The sequence below is a fragment of the Pseudomonas sp. Sample_21 genome (genome assembly GCF_004307525.1).
Classification (GTDB): domain Bacteria; phylum Pseudomonadota; class Gammaproteobacteria; order Pseudomonadales; family Pseudomonadaceae; genus Aquipseudomonas; species Aquipseudomonas atacamensis.
Genome location: NZ_RCNZ01000082.1, coordinates 64,428 through 81,209, shown reverse-complemented (window position 1 = coordinate 81,209; position 16,782 = coordinate 64,428). Strand labels below are relative to the sequence as shown.

Genomic DNA, 16,782 nt, shown 5'->3' with positions numbered 1-16,782 from the left:
CCAGCTCTGGGGGGACGCAGAGCGTCCCGGGCTGCATTCCCACGCGGAGCGTGGGGACGATCAACGCGTAAGCAATGAAGATTCCTGTGGGAGCGAGCCTGCTCGCGAAAGCGGTTTGTCAGTCACTGTGGCTTCGACTGGCGGATTGCTTTCGCGAGCAGGCTCACTCTTACACGGGGGCGGGTCAAGGCTGGAACCATTCGTGGCGTTCGTTGAAGGTTTGCTGGATGAGGTCGGTGAGGGCCTGGATTTCGGGGGAGTTTTGCGAGTCGGTGTTGACGGCGAGCCAAGCATGGAGCTGCATCGCCTCGGCGAATAATCCGGGCAGTGCGATGAGGCCACGGTCGAAGCGGCTCATGTATGCCGGCAGCAAGCCAATGCAGGCGCTGCACCGGATCATCTCCAGCATCAATTCATAAGATTGCATCTGCACTACGCCAGCCAAGCGCTGCTCGACCAATTCATTCCACGGGCGAAAACTCTGAATCTGTCGATCATGCTGCCACTGCACCAGCATGAAGTCCGCCAGATCATCCGGCGTTTCCGGTCGCGCTGTCACCCGCGAATAGCGCTTGGCGATGTGCGGCAGATATTCAATTCGCGCGAGGTGTTGCGGTGCGCTTGTGGCGAAGGTGGGACCAGGGTTTGAAGCATCGCTGGGCGCCAGCCAGAGGACAATGTCGGCGCTGACCGCACGCAAGGCCAGTTCGCTATCCAGAGCAATAATTTCCAGACGCAGGCTGGCGTTGCGCCGCAGCAATGCGATGAGGTCGCGGCCGAGGATGTCGTGGAGGATGGATTCGGCGATGGCGAGGCGGATCAGCGGTTGTTCGATAACCGGGAGTTTGCGTTGGTGGGCCAGGGTGCTGAGTCGGGCCTGCAACTGTTGGCCTTCGCGGGTCAGGCTGAGAGCGCTGCCCTGGAAGCTGAACAGGCTGTGTTGCAGTTGCTGTTCGAGTTGCGCGAGTTGTTTGCGCAGCAGCGTCGAGCGCACGTTGAGGCTGCGCGCGGCTTGCATAAAGCAGCCGCAGCGGGCGCTGACGAGGAAATATTGGGCGACTTCGCTGTCGATGGTCGCGGCCTGGAGCCAGGGTTCGGGTCTGGTTTGGGGCGTTTGGTAATCAGCGGTGCCCGGGCGTCCTGCGGGTTCGGTGAATGACATTGATGACTCCCTGTCGATCTAATGTGGTTGCTCTGAATACACCGGATCTCATTGTGGGGGCGAGCCTGCTCGCGAAAGCGTTAGCACATTCAACATCTTCGCTGACTGACCCGCCGCATTCGCGAGCAGGCTCGCTCCCACTGGGGTGAATGGTGTTCTGGCTGACGTCAGTGTTTTTCCTCGAGGACTTTGTTCAGTTCAGCGCCGTCGATGCTCAGGGTGGCAGTGTTGAGCATGCCGTCCAGATAAGCCTGGGCGATCTGTTCCTGACGTTGCGCACGCAGGGCCTGGGTCAGTTGGTCGCGCAGTTCCTCCAGCGTCGCGGTGCGGGCCGGTTGTTGTTCGGTGAGTTTGATCACGTGAAATCCGGCGGCGCTCTGCACGGGATCGGAAACCGCGCCTACCTTGAGCCGCGCCACGGCGCCACGCACTTCCGGCACCAGCTGTTGCAACGGTTGCAGGCCGGTATCACCGCCCCGCTCTGCCGTCACTCGATCCTGCGAATATTGCGTAGCGAGCGCCGCAAAATCAGCCGGTGCTGATTGCGCCTTCTTGCTCAATTCAGCGGCTTGTTTGCGCACGGTTTCCAACGAAGCGGAATCACTGACAGCAAGGAAAATCTGACTGACCCGATACAACGCCGGCGTCTGCCAATTGGCCTTCCCCGCGTCGTACGCCTGCTGCAACTCAACCGCGCTCGGATACTCCGCCGGCACCTGACTCACCGAGCGCAAATAATCACGAAACACGATCTGCTCAGTCGCCGCACGGGTTTGCCGGGCGACGTCCGGCCGCTGCGCCCAACCCTGCGCATCGGCCTGTTCCAGAACCGCTTTTTCGGCCAGTCGCGCACGAATCCAGCGCTCCAGCGCCTCACGGTTGCCGCGCAGCTGTTCGCGGGTTTGCGCCGGGACAGTGGCCAGCAGCGCCTGCAATTCCTCTGGCGAAACCTGCTGATTGCCCAACCGCGCCACCGCTGGCCCGACTGCAACCGGCATCACCGGCGAAGGCTGCTGAGCGGCGACCGGGTCACTGCCCGGTCGCATCACCAGCGCCACGGCCATCACCAACAGCGCCACTGCTCCGGCGCCGATCACCATGGCAGGCTTTTTCACAGTGCAACTTCCTCTTGTTCGGCGACAGCGGATTTGGCGGTGTGCGAAGCAGCGGTCTGGCTGAAATCGCGCAGGTACACGATGAATTCCTGCAACAGGCGATCCCACAACTCCAGATTGCCGCGCAGGTGCTCGTTGCTCACGCCTGCAGCCACGACCACGTCCATCTCCATGACCAGAAACTCACCCTGCAACGACAACCGTGCAAAACGTCGAGTAGCATTCCACTGCTCTGCGACTCCCTCAGGCAACTCACCCTGCACGCGCAGCGCACAGCTGAAAGTGAAATCAACGAACCCGCCCTGCTCCAGCGCCGGGTTGCCGAACCGCACGGCGTAGCCGATGCCCTGACTGGCGCTGAGCAACTGGACGATGCCGTTCTGTTCACTCTGGTTGACGCGATAACCAGCGGCCTGGAGGACGTCGGTCAGCGATTGCGGGGAAACGTGGGTGATCAATTGAGTCATGACTTTCTTCCTTGTTATCAGTGAGCGATCGCGGCTTGCGGCGCGTCGAATTGGGTTTTGTACAGCTCGTCGCCAAAGCCTTGCGCCAGCTCATCGAACTTGACCCGGGCGCTGCCGGCGAAGGGCTGGCGGATTTTCATCACCTCAGCGACGTCGATGTTTTCGTAGGCCGTGAGGATCTGTTTGGCGACGCCGTACATTTGCTGATTCTTGGCTGAACATTGCTGCACTTGTGTGTCACGTTCCGCCAGTTGCGCTTGCAGCTTCGTGCGTTCGGCTTCTTTGCCACGAGCGAGGACGAGCAACTCGTCGTAGGCTTTCTTGAACTTGCCAGTCTGCTCGGCACTGGCCGCGACTTGCGCCTGCGCCTGGCTGTGCAGGCTCTGCTGCTGCCCGGCCAGTTGCTCGGCGAGGCCTTTGGCTTTGGCCAGTTCGGCAGTCAGCTGCTTGATCTGCGCTTGCGCTGCCTTGGCTTCGTTCTGCGCCGCCAGTTGTGCGGCGCTGGCCTGGGCCTGTTGGCTTTGCAGGGCCTGCAATTGCTGGGTGGTGCTGCGCAATTGCGTGCGCAAGCGCTCTTCCATGCCTTCGCCGTTCGCCCCGGTGGCAATCAACAAACCCAGGCCCAGCGCGAGAAAACGCGTGTTCATAAAGCTCTCCCGGCGCCTTAGAAGCGCGTGTTGATCTCAAGCTGCAAGACGTCGATGTCGAACGGCGCGCCGTACACCGCTTCGGTGCTCATCCAGCGACCCGTGGCGGAAACGTTCTTCGCTAGGCCGTAGTTGCCGCCCATGAAATAGCCCTTGGCGTTGGTGCCGCCGAGGTGGAACGACGAGTCGTTGAAGCCGTCCGGCAAGGCGTCCGGCTGGATGTACTTGTAGCCGGCGAACAGGTTCCAGTCGCCCTTGCGTTTGAGGTCCAGTGCGTTGCCGAGGGTGAACTGCACCATCCATGCATTGGCGCCGCTTTCGATCTCGCCGTTGCTGTCGAGGTTGTTGACGATCTGCCCGGCGGAACGCTTGCGCATGTCGCCTTCGTCGTAGCTGAGGTTGTGGATGTAGTTGCCCTGGCTGCGCAGTTTGAAGTCCTGCGGCAGGTCGGCATCCCAGACCACGTTGAGATCGAGCAGGTTGAACTCGGACGCGAGGCCGACGAATTGCGGCTGCGGCGTGGCGCTCGGGTTGAGCGGGTTCGGCGTGATGTCACGCAACAGAAACACGCTGTTGCCCTTCTGCATGAACGCCGCGCGGGTGCCGTCGCTGTCGCAGCCTGGCGCGCCGGCCCACGGTTCGCAGGGGCTGGAGCGCTGGCCTTGAATGTCGTCGAAACGGTAATAGGCCAGCGCGCCTTTGAGGCGGTTGTTGCTGTTGATCGCCCATTTCGCGCCGAGCTGCGCGCCGTAAAGCCACTTGTTGTCGCTCTCTTCCTTGTCGAAACCGTTACTGCTGGAGGTGTCGTTGGTGTAATCCACCGGGAATGCGCCGACGGTGCCGAACACGCCCCAATCGCGGTTGAGCTTGTGATCGAAAATCGCCGCCACACCATCGAAATTCAGGTCGTTGGAATAGAGCATGTCGGTGGACATGAACGGGTTGGCGAAGCGCCCGCCGGTCAGGGTCAATTCGTCCATTGGCTTCCAGGTCAGGTAGCCCTGATCGAGCCAGATGTCCTTCTTGGCAAAGCCGCCGCCGAGGTTCTGCGTGGTCGATACCGGGTTGTTGTCCGAACCGGTACCGATGCGAATGCCGGCGGTCCATTCCTCCGAAATCACCGCTTTCATGCCCAGGCGTGCGCGCAGGCGAAAGAGGTTTTCGCGGTCTTCGCGGGTGTTGAGCAACGGTGGCAGGCTGGTGCTGCTGTTGGGATTCACGTCGTACGGGCCGTTGTTGTTGAGCTTGGCGAAGTCGACGATTTCGTTGCTGTTGTTGCCCGAGTAGTACCGCGATTCGTCACGCAGACGAATGTCGCCGTCGAAGCTGATGCGCGAGGCCCAGTCCGGGAAGGTATTCGGCGCGGCCCAGTTTTCCTGTTTGGCGGTGGCCATGACCTCAGCTTTGACCTGATCGCGGATCTGGTCGCGCACCGCTGCCGGCACGTACTGCACACGGACATCGCCCGGCGCGGCGACCGGTCCGGCCGCGACTGCGGTGGACGCGGCAGCCTGTTTCGCCTGCGCCGCTTCGTTCTGCGCCTGGGCGATCAGCGCGTCGGCCTTGTCCTGTTTGAGAATGCCCTGCTCGACCAGCAAGCGGATCAGATTGATCGTGGCGTTCTCCGACGGCGCAGGCGCTGCCACGGCCTGACCGACCAGGGTCGCAATGACCATGCCGACCGCCAGGGACAATCGATTCACGTTGGAAATCATCTGCACACAACTCCTTTTGCCGAAGCTTGAATAAGTGAATTAACCCGGACGCCGCCCTTGCAGGGACAAGCGCACGGGCAAAGTGATGGAGGCCGGAGGCCGTTCGCTGAGGGCTGGCGCACCGCGTAAAGCGGCCAGCACCTGGGTATCGATTTGCGGGTTGCCGCTGGACTTGATCAGCTCGACACGGGTGATCTCGCCGACGCTGCTCAGCCAGACATCGGCCTGCAGCGAGAACGCGAGGTTGCGCAGCTCAGGGTTCTCACGCAGCAAACGCTGGAAGGTGAACGCGAGAAACTGGCTGTACGTGCCCGTACCCAACCGCCCACCACCCGCGCCAGCCATGCCGCCGCCCTTGCCCGCGCCGATGTTGAAAGCGTCCCTGCCGGCCTGCGCGTCGCCGTCCATTTGCATCGGATTGGCCAGATCGTCCGCCGGCGATGGCGGCGCCTCTTCTACAGGCTTGACCTCTTCCGGCTCCGGCGTTGGCTCGGGCTCGACGACTTTTTCTTCCACCGGCGTTTCCGGCTCTGGCGGTTTCTCCGGCGGCGGTGGTGGCGGTGGCGGCAACGGAATGATCGTCGGCACTTTCGGCGCTTCGCGGCGCACGCCGGCCATGTCGTTGGCCCACTGCCAGAGGAACCACGCGGCGAGCGCGGCGACCAGCAGTCCGGCGCCCCACTTCACATAGCGCAACGGCGACTTTTTCACGGGCGGCGGTTCGATCGGGAGTTGTGCGGTCATGACTCAGCCCTGACTCGGTTTGCCGGTAACGAGACCGACCTGGGACAGTTCGAGCCGGCGCAGCAGGTCGAGCACTTCGATGACTTTCTGGTACTGCACCGTCGCATCGCCACGCACGATCACCGGGAAATCCGGGCTTTGCGCTTTCTCGATGCGCAGGCGCTCTTCCAGCTCGGCCAAAGTGACCGGATAGGCATCGAGGAACACCTGGCCGCCGTCGTTGACCGAGATCGCCTTGGTCTTGGCTTCCGACAGCGACACCGACGCGCTGGCCTTGGGCAGGTTGATCTGGATCCCGGAGACCTGCGCGGTGGCGGTGAGGATGAACATCACCAGCACCACCATCAGCACGTCGACCAGTGGGGTGATGTTGATGCTGTCGACGGCGGCATCGTCATCATCGTCATGAGAGGCATTTACGGACGCCATGGCAGTGCTCCTCAGGCCGGTACGGAGTGGTTGGCGTGATGGCCGCGCTGGTGCGACGCCTCACTGAACTGGCTCTCGCCATGCATCTCTGCCAGACGAGTGATGAACTCGTCGACGAACACGCGCATGTCGGCGCTGACTTCCTTGTTGCGGGTGATCAGGCGGTTGTAGCCAAACAGCGCGGGGATCGCGACGAACAGGCCCATCGCCGTGGCCAACAGCGCGGCGGCCATACCGGGAGCGATGGCGTTGATGTTGACGTCGCCGGCCATCGCCGTACCGAGGAACACCACCATGATCCCCAGCACCGTGCCTAGCAGGCCGATATATGGCCCGCCGGCGATAGCGTTGGACAGGGTCGAGAGTTTCGAACTCAGTTGCTGGTTCTCGCGGGTGCGCACGCCGTCCATCGAGCAGCGAATGGCTTCGATGGTCGCGGCGGAAACCGACGAGGTATCGGCGCCCTGCTCGCGGCGGGTGCGGATCTCTTTGACCGCCACCAGATAGAGGCGCCACAGCGACGAATGCTGCAGACGTTGAGCCAGTTGCGCGTCGTCGGCGAACATCTCCAGACGCGTGCCGACCTTGGCGAATTGCACGCGGAAATCTTCGTTGGCCGCAGTGACGCGGCTGAGGCTGCGGTTCTTGCGCAACATGATGATCCACGACTGGAACATCATCAGCACCAGCACGGCGATAATCACCCAGGCGTCGATCGGCACCGCGTTGAGCAAGAAGCCAAGGCTGCCGAAACCGAAGCCGGACTGCTCTTCATCGACGCCGTAAGCGACCAGTTTCGACTCGGCGCCTTGCGAGGTGGCATCGGCCAGCAGCAGCGCAGCAGGTCGGGCGACTTTCGACAGGCGCAGTTCATCAATAGCGCCAGCGAATGGCTGGAACGCGCCTTCCTGCAGATCGGCGCCGATGGCCATGACCGAGTTGAACGCCGGCATCGCCTGGGCCAACGCAGCACTTTCGCGACCGTTGATGTACAGGGTGACTTTCGAGCCCTCGGCGGTCAGTGCGAGGTGTTGCCATTGCCCCGGCGCCAGCGCTTGGGTGGCAGCGGCGCGCTGGCCGTCGATCTCTACGAACGGCAGGCCTTGGCTGACGCCAATCAGCAGACTTTGCGTGCCTTCGCGACGCGCCAGTATCACTTGCTCGCCACTCGCCTGATCCGGACGCAGCCAGGCACTGAAGGTGAACGCGCTGCCGGCGTTGTGTTGCAGCGACGGACTGGCTGGCAGCAACAACGGCTGGCCGCTGAACTGCAAGGCGCGCCCGACGACGCCATCGATCGCTGTGCCGGTCGCGCTTTGCGCGGTGTTGCCGTACGCCGTGGTGTCTTTCGCCGGGGTGCCGGTGGCACCGTCGAAGTGATACAGCGCGGTGTAATTCGGATCGAAAGTGAGTTGCCCGTTGCCGGTAGCCGGGGCTTTCTGGTTGCCGTAATACATCCAGATGTCCTGACGCTGACCACCCTCGACATTCGGCACATCGACCCAGATCAGCGCCATCCCCATCAGCGCATCGAAACTTTCGATCTGGTGGTTGAGCACGGTTTTGTCATCCGCCGCGACGAAGCGCAGATCGGAGCCGTCCTCTTTCACGCCGTCGAAGGTGAAGTTGCCGGTGTGCAGGCGCACCAGCAGCGCGGTGCGGCCGAGGGCCTGATTGATCGCCGCGCCTTGTGGCGTGGTGTCGACGGCGATCTGTTTGCGGTAATGCCAGTCGTCCTGCCACCAGGCCTGAGCCGTGGCCGGGAGCACGAAGCCCAGGCAGATCAACAACGAAAGGAAGAGGCGTTGCATGGACGTGCTCCGTTAGAAAGTGGCTTGAAGGTTGAAGTGCAGGCGCGATTCCTGCTTTGAGGTGTTCGGCCCTTCGAGTAGCGGGTAGCCCCAGTCGAGGCTGCCGGACAGCCATTTACTGAGGCTGGCGCGGGTGCCGAGGCCGACGCTGGCCAGGGCGTAATTGGCGTCCTGATCCGGCAGTTCGTCGCGCAAGTACAACTGCGCGCCTTCGGCGAAGGCATAGAAGCGCCAGTCCTGCATCCACGTGCCGGCGAATTTCGCCAGCGACGGTGTGCGCAATTCCTGGCTGAGCAAATAGCCGTCATCGGCGGTACGTTCAGCCGCGAGATAGCCGCGCACGGAGGTGGCGCCACCGGCGGAGAATTGTTCGTTGGAAACCAGCGGCCCCGAGGCGAGTTGGAATGCGGCTTTACTTGCGCTCTGCCAGTCGCTGTCGAAGGTCCAGGTGTAGTTGGTGTCGCCCTTGAGCACGGCGAAACTCGGTTTGGCGCGATAACGTTTGTAGTCGAAGTCTTCGTCGTCGCTGCCGTAGCCGAACACGCTGCGGGTGGCGGCAACCAGACTCAGGCCGAGGCCGAGCTGGCTCTTTTCGCTGAAGCGAAAGCCGTTGTAGGCGAAGGTGAACGGCGCGTATTTCAGCGGTACCTTGTCGCTTTCGCCGGACAGGCTCAGGCGCTCGTCGAAGTCCTTGAAGTCGATGCCGGCCGACAGCGAGTTCGACCAGTTACCGCTCGAGGGAAGCGTGTAAATCGCCGCGACGCCGTAAGAATGACCCTTGCCGAGCACGTTGCTGCCGCCGATGGTGGCGACGTTGCTGTCGGACTGGTAACCGGAGAACTGCACGCTCCAGCGCTCGCTCAGCGGCGCGGTGTAGGACCCGGACCAGACCTTGGCGTTGTCGGTTTCCTGCGGCGCGGTGAAGAACGTCAGGTTGACGCTGTGGCCGAGCTGCCAGAGGTTGTTGTAACCGAGACTGGTGACGCTGCGCAGCTTTTCGGTGTCGGCGCTGTAGTCGTTATTGAGGCCGACGCTGGCAGTCCACGGGTTCTGGTCTTCGACCTGCAAGTCGACATCCATGGTGCCGGGGCGTTGACCCTCGCGCACCAGCGGCATGACCTGGCGACCGGGGGTCTTGTTGAGCTGCGCGAGTTCGCCCTGGACCTTGGCAAAGTCCGGCACCTCGCCTTCTTTCAGCGCCGGTACGTTGTCGCGAATGTCCAGCGGCGAATAGTGTTTGGCGCCGACCACGCGCACCCGGCCGACCTTGGTTTCGCTGACTTGCAGATAGACGATGCCATCGGCCACGGCCTGCTCGGGCAGCTCAACAAACACCGATTGATAGCCGCGCTCCTGATAGGCCTTCTGCAACGCATCGCGGGCGCCTTCGATGTCGCTCAAGGCTTTCTGCGGGCCGAGAAACGGGTACACCGCTTCTTCGATCGCCCGCGCATCGAGCACGGTATTGCCGCGCACGAAGTATTCGTTGACGTCGACCAGCCGCTGCGCGGCGGGCGCTTCTGTGCCCTCCTCGGCCAGCGCCGGCTGCGCGCCAGCCGTCACCAGCAGCCAGCCCCACAGCGCCAGCCGTGACGTGAAAATCCGTTCCACATTACCCCCTGAAATTCGCGATGACCTGTGGGCGTTAGCGCCCGGTGTGCTGCGTCAATTGCTGATCGTTGTGGCGCAGGCGTGCTTGCCCAGCCAGGTGTGCAACAGCGCAAAGTTCAGCGAGAACTCGGGCATTTGCAGCAAGGCACCGCAGAACACTTCGCCGATGACTTTCTGAATCAGCAGCACCGCGCGCGGCTCGTTGAGCAGCGTGGCGATGTCACGGCTGAGGGCGGTGAAACTCCAGACTTTCTGGTTCAGGCCAAGGCCGACAAACCAGCGGAACAGCAGGTTGTAGTTCAGCTGTTCATAGAGCTGCTGTTCGCTGGGCACCGAATACAGCAATTGCAGGAGCAGGATGTGCATCACCGTCTGCGCGGGAATGAGCATGCCGGGTGCGGCGTTGAGGTCGTGCAGCAGGTCCTGGTGGGCGTCGAGCAGATCGTCGATCTGCGGGCGCAGCAACACCAGCGAATGGCCCGGCGGAATGTAGCTGGACACTTCTTTCAGAGCGCCCTGCCAGTCCTCCTGCGAGACGATCCAGACCCACGGCGCGCCGTAGCGATACACCGAAACCGGCTTCTTGCGCGCCGCTTCGACGATCTTCGACAGGCGTTGATCGAGCTCCTGCATGCCCACTTTCGAATAGCGTTCCATAGTCCCCATTGCCTCACTCCCGGCGTCCCGCCCCGACTCGCAAAGTGCGCCCCGAAAGGCTCCTCAAGCGCGTTACACAGGCATGACCGGACTGGCAAAGGGCTACCGAACTTTTGTCATAAAAGCTTCATTACCGAAGACAGACTGACTGATTTAAAAGATCGACCGTGGGAGCGAGCCTGCTCGCGAAAGCGCTGTGTCAGGACATGAGGATGTTGGATGTGCCGCCGCCTTCGCGAGCAGGCTCGCTCCCACAGGGTGGACTGTGGTTGCACCGTTGCGTGACATTCGCGTGACATTCACGGGGTTAAATCCCGGCCCGTTCAGGCGTATAACCTTCACAAGACTTTCAATCGGTACGCCGACTTCAACACAGGGTAGTGACATGACCACAGCAAACATCCTTGGCAACCTGTTCCCTTCGGTCAGCGACATCCCGGAAAAATATCGCCTCGACGCTCAGGTCGAGCAGCGCGAATACCTGGTCGATGGCCAATTGCGCCGCTGGGACGGCCCGCTCGCGCAGGTGCGCAGTCCGGTTTATCTGAAAAGCGAAAACGGCGAAGAACAGGTGATCCTCGGCAGCACCCCGCTGCTGGATGCCGACACCGCGCTCACCGCCCTCGACGCTGCCGTTCGCGCTTACGACCGAGGTCAGGGTCTGTGGCCGACCATGCGCGTGGCCGAGCGCATCCAGCACGTCGAAGCATTCCTCGGCCGCATGCGCGAGCAGCGCGAGGCCGTGGTCAAGCTGCTGATGTGGGAGATCGGCAAGAACCTCAAGGACTCGGAAAAAGAGTTCGACCGCACCTGCGATTACATCGTCGACACCATCAATGCCCTGAAAGAACTCGACCGCCGTTCCAGCCGCTTTGAGCTGGAGCAGGACACCCTCGGTCAGATTCGCCGCGTGCCGCTCGGCGTCGCCTTGTGCATGGGGCCTTACAACTATCCGCTGAACGAAACCTTCACCACGCTGATTCCGGCACTGATCATGGGCAACACCGTGGTGTTCAAACCGGCCAAGCTCGGCGTGCTGCTGATTCGCCCGTTGCTCGAAGCCTTCCGCGACAGCTTCCCGAGCGGCGTGATCAACGTCATCTACGGCAGCGGCCGCGAGACCGTCAGCGCTTTGATGGCCAGCGGCAAGATCGACATCTTTGCCTTCATCGGCACCAACAAGGCTGCCAGTGACCTGAAAAAGCTGCACCCGAAACCACACCGCTTGCGCGCGGCTCTGGGTCTGGACGCCAAGAACCCGGGCATCGTTTTGCCCGAAGTCGATCTCGACAACGCCGTCAGCGAAGCGGTCACCGGTTCGCTGTCGTTCAACGGTCAGCGCTGCACCGCACTGAAAATCCTCTTCGTGCATGAAGACGTGGTCGACAGCTTCATCGAGAAATTCAACGCCAGACTGGCCACGCTCAAACCGGGCATGCCCTGGGACAGCGGCGTGGCGCTGACGCCGTTGCCGGAGTCGGGCAAGGTCGATTATCTGCATGGTCTGGTCGCGGATGCGCAAAGCAAAGGCGCCCAGGTGGTCAACCCGAATGGTGGCGAGTCCCATGCCTCGTTCTTCTACCCGGCAGTGCTCTATCCGGTGAATCCGCAAATGCGCGTGTATCAGGAAGAACAGTTCGGCCCGGTCGTGCCCATCGTGCCGTACCGCCACCTCGATACCGTGATCGACTACGTACTGGAATCCGACTTCGGCCAGCAGTTGAGCATCTTCGGCACCAACCCGGTGGCGGTCGGCCGGCTGGTCGACACTTTCGCTAACCAGGTCGGGCGGATCAACCTCAACGCCCAGTGCCAGCGCGGCCCGGACACTTACCCGTTCAACGGTCGCAAAAACTCCGCCGAAGGCACGCTCTCGGTTCACGATGCATTGCGAGTGTTTTCGATTCGGACGCTGGTGGCGACCAAATTCCAGGAGAGCAACAAGGACCTGATCAGCGAGATCATTCGCGGGCGTGATTCGAGTTTCCTGACCACCGATTACATCTTTTGACGGATGATCGGCAGGATTGAACGATCCTGCCGATCCGTCAGCCCCCCCGGGCGATTCAGTGACTACACTCAGCCCAGCATTGCTGGATGCCCGGGAGGCTGACCATGCTCGATTACTTCGCATTGGGTCTGTTGGTTTTTGTCGGTCTCGTGCTGTTTTACGGGATCATCGTGCTGCATGACATTCCGTACGAAATCGCCGTTCATCGCAACCACCCGCACCAGGACGCGATCCATGCCACGGGCTGGGTCAGTCTGTTCACCTTGCATGCACTCTGGCCGTTTCTGTGGATTTGGGCGATGGCTTATCGCGAGGATCGCGGTTGGGGTTTCGGCGATGGCAAACCCATTCAGAACCACGTCAATCAACTGGAGCAGCAGGTCGTCGAGCTGCAAGCCCGGATCGAGCGGCTCGAAGCGCAGTCGCCGGTTGCGCCTCAATCTGACAGCCGGGGGATCTGAGCATGGATCTGTTGCTCATCCTCACGTACGCCGCACTCTGCGTCGCCATCTTCAAGATCTTCCGCATTCCGCTGAACAAATGGACGGTGCCCACCGCTGTCCTGGGTGGCGTGCTGATCATCGGCGCGCTGATTTTCACCATGAACTACAACCATCCCTATTCCGAGGTGGCGCGCTCCTACTTTGTCTCGGTCCCGGTCATTCCGATCATCAGTGGCCAGGTGATCGACGTGCCGGTTAAGGGCAACGAACCCCTGGAAAAAGGCGACGTGCTGTTCCGCATCGATCCCACGCCTTTCCAGAACCGCTTGAAATCGCTCAAGGCGCAACTGGTTGCAGCCAAGGGCGACCGCTACCGCATCACCGAACTGATACGCCGCAACTTCGGCACCCAGCGTGAACTGGACGCGGCCATCGCCCGCACCGACGATCTGCAGGCGCAACTGGACAACGCTCAATTTGAACTGGACAACACTGTGGTTCGAGCGCCGAGCAAAGGCTTCGTCACCCACGTTTCCCTGCGACCGGGAATGATGGCGAGCAAGCTGCCGCTGCGCCCGTCAATGGTGTTTATTCCGCAGGAAGGTCAGTACTTCGCCGCTTGGATGCGTCAGAACAGCCTGCTGCGTCTGACCGTGGGCGACGAGGCCGAAGTCGCCTTCGATGGCATACCCGGCAAAGTCTTCGCGGGGCGAGTGAAAAGCGTGATCGGGGTGATCGCCGAGGGCCAGGTGCAACCTTCCGGCACGCTGATCAGCTACACCGGCTCACCACCGGCCGGACGGGTGCCGGTGATCATTGAAATCACTGACCCGGCGTTCGCCGAATACAGCGCGCTCATGCCGGGCGGCGCCTACGGGCAAGCGGCGCTTTACAGTCAGCACTTTCATCACATCGGCGCGATGCGCAAAATCCTGCTGCGCATGTCCGCCTGGATGAATTACATTTTCCCCTTCCATTGATTTGACTGACTCACGAGGTTCGCACTGACTACTTACAGCACCCACCGCCTGCCACCGCTGTTGCGCCGTATCCTGCGTCCGTTGCTGGACCCGTATCGGCGCTACCGTCACGCCCGCCTGATCCATTCCGTGCGGGTGGCGTTGGGGTTGCTGGCGACGATTCTGCTGACTACTGGCATCAATCTGCCCCACGGCGAATGGGCATCGGTGACCATGCTGGTAGTGATCGGCGGTTTGCAGCACCACGGCAACATCGGCAAAAAAGCCGCCGAGCGCGCCATCGGCACCTTGATCGGTGCAGGGGTCGGATTGGCCTTGGTGGCGCAGCACGCCTGGCTGGGCATGCCGTGGCTGACCTATTTTTCCATGGCCGTGGTCTGTGGGTTTTTCTCTTATCACGCGATTGGCAAGGGCGGCTACACCGCCCTGCTCTCGGCGATCACGGTGTTCATCGTCGCCGGGCATGGCGACAACCCGATCACCGATGGTCTGTGGCGCGGCGTCGACATCCTGATCGGCATCGCCCTCGCCCTGGCGTTTTCCTTCGCCCTGCCGCTGTACGCGGTCTACTCGTGGCGTTACAACCTCGCCGATGCCTTGCGCGATTGCGCCACGGTGTACGGGCGCATCATCAACGGTGAAGCGGTCAGCGCCGACGAGCATGTGCGGCTGATGAGCAAGGTGGGTGCGGTGATGGTGCAGTTGCGCTCGCTAATGCCGTCGGTGTCCAAGGAAGTGAAAATTTCCATGACCGAGCTCGACGCGATTCAGCGCAACCTGCGCATGTGCATCAGCACGCTGGAGATCCTCGGCAATATCCGCCCCAACGCAAGTGACCCGCAGGCCACGGCACATCTGCAAACGGCACTGAAGGCTGAGCACCGGCAGATTCGCGTGCAACTGATCGGCATGGCTCGCGCGTTGAAAACCGGGGCCTCGCAACGGCTGGAGCGACCGATGGAGCTGCCAGCAGCGGACCTCGACGCGCCAGTTGCCAACACGCTCGACGGCTACCGGATGCTGACCCGACAACTCGCTGCCAATATCAGCGAGATGCGCCAGCGCCTGGCAGCGACCGCACCGCGCTGGAACATCTGATCCTTATTGCGCCGCCAGCCGCCGGGCTTTCCAGCCCCAACCTTGTTGCATGCCGGCGGCGGCCAGCAGGATCGCCGCCACGCCGAACCACTGCAGCAATTCGAGGCGATGGCCGAAGGCGAACCAGTCAACGAAAATTGCCGCGATCGGATAGATAAAGGACAGCGCGCCGGTCAATGCCGTCGGCAATTTTTGAATCGCGCCGTACAGCAAAACGTACATCAGACCGGTGTGCACGATCCCGAGAGTCAGCAGACTCGCCCAGGCATCGACGCCTTGCGGCAACGCATCGAAATGCGCGAACGGCGCGAGCAACAACACCCCGGTGCAGACTTGAATCAGCGCGATCAGATGTGGCGGCGTGCCGGTCAGGCGCTTGATGATCAGTGCAGCGATCGCATACAGAAACGCCGCGCCCAACGCCAGGGCAATTCCCATCAGGTAATCGTTACCCTCCTCGCCTTGCGTGCCATGGGCGCTGACGATCGCCAGCATGCCCATGAACGAAATCGCCAGCCAGAACAGCTTCTGCAGGGTAATTTTCTCGCCGAGAAACAGTGCCGCCAGACCGACCAGCATGAATGGCTGCACGTTATAGACTGCGGTGCCGATGGCAATCGAGGCGCGGGAATAGGATGCGAACAGCAGCACCCAGTTGCCGACAATCGCCATTCCACTGAGCACCGCCAGCAGAAACGTTGTACGGGTCAGCATTCCCGGACGCAGGAAGCCGAACGCGGCGCAGACCAACAGCAAGGTGCCGGCGCCGAACACGCAGCGCCAGAACACCACGTCGAGCACCGGTTGCCCGGACACCAGCACAAACCAGCCGATCGTCCCGGATATCAGCATGGCGGCGGTCATTTCCAGCGAACCGCGGCGGATTGCGTTGTCCATCATCTTCTCCTGAGGTTGTGTCTAAAGCATGGCAAAAGTATGCCAAGCGCACCTTGAGCTGCTCCAGCGCATAAAGCAGGCTAAACTCGCTTTTTGCCTTTTTTATCGAGGGTGATTTGCGCCCTTCGCCTAATCCGGAGTTTGAATGTGACTGACGATATCGATCAGATCCTCATCAGCGCGCTGATGGAAGACTCGCGGCGCTCGCTCAAAGCGCTGGCGCAGATCAGTGGCCTGTCATCGCCCAGCGTGGCCGAGCGGTTGCGGCGTCTGGAAGAGCGCGGCGTGCTCAAGGGCTACACGGTGGAGATCGATCCGAAATGCTTCGGCTATCAGTTGCAGGCGATCGTTCGCGTACGGCCGCTGCCAGGGCAACTGCAGGAGGTTGAGCGGCAGATCATGTCGATACCGGAGTTCACCGAGTGCGACAAGGTCACCGGTGACGACTGCTTTATCGCCCGCCTGCACGTGCGCTCGATGGAACAGCTCGATACCCTGCTCGACCGACTGAATACGTTGGCCGAAACCAACACCGCGATCGTCAAGAAGACCCCGGTCAAGCGGCGCCTGCCACCGATGGCGTAGGTGTCTTTTACCAATGATCAGGGTAGATTGGGGTTTTTCGCGGCTAAGGAATGGCGCTATGAAAATTCAGGCAATACTGCTGGCCGGCATGCTGCTCGGCGGCTGTGGCACGATTCAGACGGTGGCGCGCGACGACCAGGCTGCCATTGACGGGCTCAAGCAGCAGAAAAGCTATTGCGGCGCGGTACCGAGAATCTACAGCGGCCTCGCTTATGACTTCTGCACGCTGAACGCTCCGCTGGCCTCAGGCATCGACCCCGATGATCACCGCAACGCGGCAATTCCGGTGGTGCTGGTGGACGCCGTGGTCTCCGGCGCGCTGGACACCTTGCTGCTGCCCTACACGATCTACCGTCAGCAAGTGGACGGCAGCATCGTGATCAACTGAGCAGACACTTTTCTCCAGACGA

17 protein-coding genes are annotated in these 16,782 nt (G+C 61.7%); 6 read left to right on the top strand and 11 right to left on the bottom strand.

The window, feature by feature from the left end; genetic code table 11:
* Nucleotides 1-184 precede the first annotated feature (184 nt).
* From D8U71_RS15185 to D8U71_RS15140, 10 genes are all read right to left on the bottom strand, one after another.
* The gene (locus D8U71_RS15185) at nucleotides 185-1,162 is read right to left on the bottom strand and encodes a LysR family transcriptional regulator (protein WP_130888116.1); all 978 of its coding nucleotides are present in this window, start codon (nucleotides 1,160-1,162) and stop codon (nucleotides 185-187) included.
* 167 nt (nucleotides 1,163-1,329) lie between these two features.
* Nucleotides 1,330-2,277, bottom strand: coding sequence for a peptidylprolyl isomerase (locus D8U71_RS15180; protein ID WP_130888115.1), 948 nt, complete (start codon nucleotides 2,275-2,277; stop codon nucleotides 1,330-1,332).
* Complete coding sequence (locus tag D8U71_RS15175; protein WP_130888114.1) at nucleotides 2,274-2,744, bottom strand: YbjN domain-containing protein; 471 nt, start codon at nucleotides 2,742-2,744, stop codon at nucleotides 2,274-2,276. Before D8U71_RS15175 ends, D8U71_RS15180 begins: the two co-directional genes overlap by 4 nt.
* Nucleotides 2,745-2,761: 17 nt before the next feature.
* Nucleotides 2,762-3,391, bottom strand: a complete 630-nt coding sequence (locus tag D8U71_RS15170) for a DNA repair protein (protein WP_110599522.1) — start codon at nucleotides 3,389-3,391, stop codon at nucleotides 2,762-2,764.
* Between the two features lie 17 nt (nucleotides 3,392-3,408).
* Nucleotides 3,409-5,106 carry a putative porin gene (locus D8U71_RS15165; protein WP_024012852.1) on the bottom strand — a complete coding sequence of 566 codons (1,698 nt, stop codon included), beginning with the start codon at nucleotides 5,104-5,106 and terminating at the stop codon, nucleotides 3,409-3,411.
* A 39-nt stretch (nucleotides 5,107-5,145) separates the two neighbouring features.
* Nucleotides 5,146-5,850, bottom strand: a complete 705-nt coding sequence (locus tag D8U71_RS15160; RefSeq protein WP_130888113.1) for an energy transducer TonB — start codon at nucleotides 5,848-5,850, stop codon at nucleotides 5,146-5,148.
* Between the two features lie 3 nt (nucleotides 5,851-5,853).
* Nucleotides 5,854-6,279, bottom strand: a complete 426-nt coding sequence (locus tag D8U71_RS15155; protein ID WP_003201710.1) for a biopolymer transporter ExbD — start codon at nucleotides 6,277-6,279, stop codon at nucleotides 5,854-5,856.
* Nucleotides 6,280-6,290: 11 nt separating this feature from the next.
* The gene (locus D8U71_RS15150; RefSeq protein ID WP_130888112.1) at nucleotides 6,291-8,090 is read right to left on the bottom strand and encodes a MotA/TolQ/ExbB proton channel family protein; all 1,800 of its coding nucleotides are present in this window, start codon (nucleotides 8,088-8,090) and stop codon (nucleotides 6,291-6,293) included.
* Between the two features lie 12 nt (nucleotides 8,091-8,102).
* Nucleotides 8,103-9,701 (bottom strand): ShlB/FhaC/HecB family hemolysin secretion/activation protein, encoded by a 1,599-nt coding sequence (locus D8U71_RS15145; RefSeq protein ID WP_130888111.1) that lies wholly within the window; start codon nucleotides 9,699-9,701, stop codon nucleotides 8,103-8,105.
* Between the two features lie 54 nt (nucleotides 9,702-9,755).
* Nucleotides 9,756-10,367, bottom strand: coding sequence for a transposase (locus D8U71_RS15140; protein WP_130888110.1), 612 nt, complete (start codon nucleotides 10,365-10,367; stop codon nucleotides 9,756-9,758).
* A gap of 376 nt (nucleotides 10,368-10,743) precedes the next feature.
* On the opposite strand from D8U71_RS15140, the gene D8U71_RS15130 reads away from it, so the two are divergent.
* The 4 genes from D8U71_RS15130 to D8U71_RS15115 all read left to right on the top strand — a co-directional run bounded on the left by D8U71_RS15130 (nucleotide 10,744) and on the right by D8U71_RS15115 (nucleotide 14,890).
* Complete coding sequence (locus tag D8U71_RS15130; protein ID WP_016774600.1) at nucleotides 10,744-12,369, top strand: NADP-dependent glyceraldehyde-3-phosphate dehydrogenase; 1,626 nt, start codon at nucleotides 10,744-10,746, stop codon at nucleotides 12,367-12,369.
* A gap of 104 nt (nucleotides 12,370-12,473) precedes the next feature.
* A complete protein-coding gene (locus D8U71_RS15125; RefSeq protein ID WP_016774599.1) occupies nucleotides 12,474-12,830 on the top strand; it encodes a DUF3302 domain-containing protein in 357 nt (118 codons plus the stop codon).
* A 2-nt stretch (nucleotides 12,831-12,832) separates the two neighbouring features.
* Nucleotides 12,833-13,792, top strand: coding sequence for an HlyD family secretion protein (locus D8U71_RS15120; RefSeq protein WP_016774598.1), 960 nt, complete (start codon nucleotides 12,833-12,835; stop codon nucleotides 13,790-13,792).
* Between the two features lie 57 nt (nucleotides 13,793-13,849).
* On the top strand, nucleotides 13,850-14,890 hold the full coding sequence (locus tag D8U71_RS15115; RefSeq protein WP_038861649.1) for an FUSC family protein: 1,041 nt from the start codon (nucleotides 13,850-13,852) through the stop codon (nucleotides 14,888-14,890).
* Nucleotides 14,891-14,893: 3 nt separating this feature from the next.
* Here D8U71_RS15115 and D8U71_RS15110 read toward each other — a convergent pair whose 3' ends face one another.
* Nucleotides 14,894-15,787: a DMT family transporter gene (locus D8U71_RS15110; protein WP_130888108.1), complete on the bottom strand. Its 894-nt coding sequence runs from the start codon at nucleotides 15,785-15,787 to the stop codon at nucleotides 14,894-14,896.
* 147 nt (nucleotides 15,788-15,934) lie between these two features.
* Here D8U71_RS15110 and D8U71_RS15105 point away from each other — a divergent pair, with 147 nt between their 5' ends.
* Both D8U71_RS15105 and D8U71_RS15100 read left to right on the top strand, forming a co-directional pair.
* Entirely contained in the window at nucleotides 15,935-16,372 is a 438-nt protein-coding gene (locus D8U71_RS15105) for an Lrp/AsnC family transcriptional regulator (protein WP_056785725.1), read from the top strand.
* Between the two features lie 58 nt (nucleotides 16,373-16,430).
* On the top strand, nucleotides 16,431-16,760 hold the full coding sequence (locus D8U71_RS15100) for a YceK/YidQ family lipoprotein (protein WP_122610438.1): 330 nt from the start codon (nucleotides 16,431-16,433) through the stop codon (nucleotides 16,758-16,760).
* The last annotated feature ends 22 nt before the right edge of the window (nucleotides 16,761-16,782 follow it).